Source organism: Lyngbya sp. CCY1209 (genome assembly GCF_035615495.1).
GTDB lineage: Bacteria > Cyanobacteriota > Cyanobacteriia > Cyanobacteriales > Microcoleaceae > Limnospira.
This window is the reverse complement of record NZ_JAJENU010000165.1, coordinates 1-3033: the sequence shown is the minus strand read 5'-3', so window position 1 is coordinate 3033 and position 3033 is coordinate 1. Positions and strand designations below refer to the sequence as shown.

Sequence of the window (3033 nt, the reverse complement as noted above, 5' to 3'; positions counted from 1 at the left end):
CCAAGGGGATGGAAGCCTTACCAGGAGGTTATTTCAGGCATTTCAGCCTTATTTCACTCCCGAACGAATCGCACATTGATATATATTGTAGCGATCCCGGAAAGGGCGATCACGATCCGGCGCGATTTTTTAGTTTAAAATAGCGATCAATGCCGTAGTGTGCCACAGCGGAACTGACAATGGAACCCTTAAAACATGAAGCCTTATCTTTTTTAAAAACCGCCCTGGACGACCCCGCCGCCACCTTCCGAGACGGGCAGTGGGAAGCGATCGCCCGCCTCATTGACAGGCGAGAACGCCTGCTGGTCGTGCAGCCTCGCTATCAGATCGCTCCGGATTCTGCCGGAGTTGATTGAGTGGTGGTCGGGTTGAGGGCGATCGCTTTCCCCTGTTTCATACCCTACTTTTTGGATTCCTCAGCTTTTTCCGCCGGTTCGGTTTTTTCGGGTTCGGGTTCGGATTCCGCTTTGGTTTCCGGTTCGGGTTCGGTTTTGGGTTCGTCTTTCACTTCGGCTTCGGGTTCGGTTTTGGCCTCAAATTCGGCTTTGGCTTCGGTTTTTTCGGACAGGGTTTGTCCCTGATATTTTTGCAGGGTGTCCTGCAATTCTTGGATGCGTTTTTCCTGTGCGCGGATTTTGCGGAGGGTGGCGCGATCGCCCAACAATTGCTGTACCCTAGACCAGAGAATAAACAGCCACGCCAGAATCCCTCCGAAACCCGCCGCCACGATCAATTCCACGGCGAGGGGAGCCTCGACTTCCACCTCTCCGGAAATCAACTGAATGGTGGCCGGCTGGGTATTTTGGAGGCTGAACACCACCAGTCCCAGGGCAATTAAAATAACTAACACAAAATTCAACGCTCGCATAAATTTACTCCCAAACGATTCGTAACGGGTCAACTTTTTCAGATGCATCGACGGGGCCTTTCCACCTCCGAGCGGTTCATCATCCATCGACGCACTTCCCTCAGTCTACGATACGATCGCGAGATGATCCGTTAAGAAATGCTTTTTTGGTGACGAGTTCCGATTTTGGGGCGATCGGCTGGCATGGGGTGGATTTGAGAAACCGGGTCTCAAAAATCTCAGATCGACACCCGAGTCCTTCTCGGACACCGGGTTTCTTCTCCATCAATTTTTAGTCGAGGCGAAGAGCCTTCGCCGTCTCCCCCAGACTCCCACCTAAGAAGGTGAAATTAATTTCGACAATAGCGCTTTCAACTCCGGGGACAATTCTAGAGGCATACTGCCGCGAACGTGCAGGTCTCGTTGCGGGAACGGAATTTCGATATTTCGCTTTCGCAACATGGCTTCAATTTCATAATATAAATCACTTTTAATCACAACTTGGCGTTCGGGGTGGCGGGTCCAAACCCGCAATTCAAAATCGAGAGAACTGTCCCCGAACCCCTTGAATAAAACCTGGGGGGAAGGGATCGTCAAGACATCCGGATTAGCCTTCGCAACGTCCAGCAAAGAATCCTTCACCTTTTCCACGTCCGAACCGTAGGCGATGCCGACAGGAAGTCGCAGTCCGGAGAGGGAATTGTCGTGATCCCAGTTGATCAATTCCGTTTCTAAAAAGCGGGAATTGGGGACGATAATAGAAATTTGATCGAGGGTTTTTATCACCGTACTGCGGGCGCCAACCCGTTCGACGATCCCCTGATATTCTCCCACTTCGATGAAGTCGCCGGCCTGGATGGGACGCTCAAATAACAACACCAAACCGCTGCCGAAATTTTTGGCGATATCTTGAAATCCGAAGCCGATCCCGACGCCCAGGGCGCTGGCGAGAATGGTGAGGGAACTGAGGTTCAATCCCCAGACTTGCAACAATACCAAACTGCCGATACAGATGAGACTATAGCGGATGATGACCGCCACAACTTCCTGGGCGCCGCGGCTGATTCCCGTGGCTTCCAAAATGCGCGATCGCAGCACGTCTTCCAGCACTTTCGCAGTAAAAATTAGCGCCCAAAGCAGGAGCAGCAAAACTAAAATGTCGGGGATGGAATAGGAGTTGTTGTCGAGGCTGAAAATGTCGGAGGTCAGGGTGGTGACGATGGTGCCGCCGACCTGATAACTCCACTGTCGCGTCACCGGAAACTGGTTGGCAATGTAGATAAAAACGGCGAACCACAGCCCGAGGCGGACGCTGGAGAGGGTCAAGTTCAAAAAGACATCTACACTGCGGTGTTGTTTTTTTTGCTGTTTTTGGGAAACGTCATTTTCCGAGGGTAAGAAAGCCTCCAAAATGCGCCGGAGATATTTTTCCCATAATTTTCCGATCGCCCAGTGGGTCAACATCGCACAAATGAGGATCAGTGCCGACCGCAAGATCGCCACTTGCAAAAATTGCAGGCTGCGTTCTTGTTGGGCGCGATTGACGGCGTATTGGATCTCGCGTTTCCAACGGTCGGCCTGTTCCCAAACGTCGTTTCCGGTTTCCGAATCCCGTTCGGTGACGGTCAACAAATATCCGTCATTCAGCCAAATGGTCGGCAGGGTATTATTATCTCTGACAGTCACGGTGATCGGATCGGGCGATCGCACCGCCTGCTGGAGTTTGTTTTCGATCATTTCCGCCCGTTCCAGAGCCGGAAATTCTTGCGAACTGCTGACCTTAAAAATTCGCCGTCCGTCGAGGATCACCGGGGCGGTATTCGACTTGAATGAGGGGATCGTCCCCTGCTGGCCGAGGGCGGGAAAACCCGGAAAGAGGCTCAAAAAAAGAGCCAGACTCAGACCCAGTGCGATGAAAAAAAGGTGGCGAATTTTGCGATCGAAGAATTGCTGGTTCACGGTCGTCCTTTGCTGTCCTGCCTGGTGGTTCGGATGAATCCCTACGAGGAATATTATCGTTTATTTCATCCGTCCGGCGGTAGATTCCCGAAAGACGGGGGCGGGAGTTGCCACTTTTTCGAGAATCGGTATGATAGGGGAAGTTGTGCTATTCGTTCGGGAACGAAATAGGGCTGAAATACCTGAAATAACTTCCCGGTAAGGCTTCCATCCCCTTGGATGGATAT

Annotated in this window: 3 protein-coding genes; 1 reads left to right on the top strand and 2 read right to left on the bottom strand. The window is 51.8% G+C overall.

Annotation, left to right across the window (positions count from 1 at the left end; genetic code table 11):
- Positions 1 to 179: 179 nt before the first annotated feature.
- Positions 180 to 356 (top strand): hypothetical protein, encoded by a 177-nt coding sequence (locus LKE08_RS02350; protein ID WP_324702583.1) that lies wholly within the window; start codon positions 180 to 182, stop codon positions 354 to 356.
- A gap of 44 nt (positions 357 to 400) precedes the next feature.
- Here the strand turns inward: LKE08_RS02350 and LKE08_RS02345 are convergent, their stop codons facing one another.
- Together LKE08_RS02345 and LKE08_RS02340 are read right to left on the bottom strand one after the other, a co-directional pair.
- On the bottom strand, positions 401 to 868 hold the full coding sequence (locus LKE08_RS02345) for a lipopolysaccharide assembly protein LapA domain-containing protein (protein ID WP_324702582.1): 468 nt from the start codon (positions 866 to 868) through the stop codon (positions 401 to 403).
- A gap of 315 nt (positions 869 to 1183) precedes the next feature.
- Positions 1184 to 2806 carry a mechanosensitive ion channel domain-containing protein gene (locus LKE08_RS02340; protein ID WP_324702581.1) on the bottom strand — a complete coding sequence of 541 codons (1623 nt, stop codon included), beginning with the start codon at positions 2804 to 2806 and terminating at the stop codon, positions 1184 to 1186.
- Between the last annotated feature and the right edge of the window lie 227 nt (positions 2807 to 3033).

Excerpts from the sequence above, each read along its gene's own strand:
- LKE08_RS02350 (WP_324702583.1), top strand. The coding sequence starts at position 180 with ATGGAACCCTTAAAACATGAAGCCTTATCTTTTTTAAAAACCGCCCTG.
- LKE08_RS02345 (WP_324702582.1), bottom strand. The coding sequence starts at position 868 with ATGCGAGCGTTGAATTTTGTGTTAGTTATTTTAATTGCCCTGGGACTG.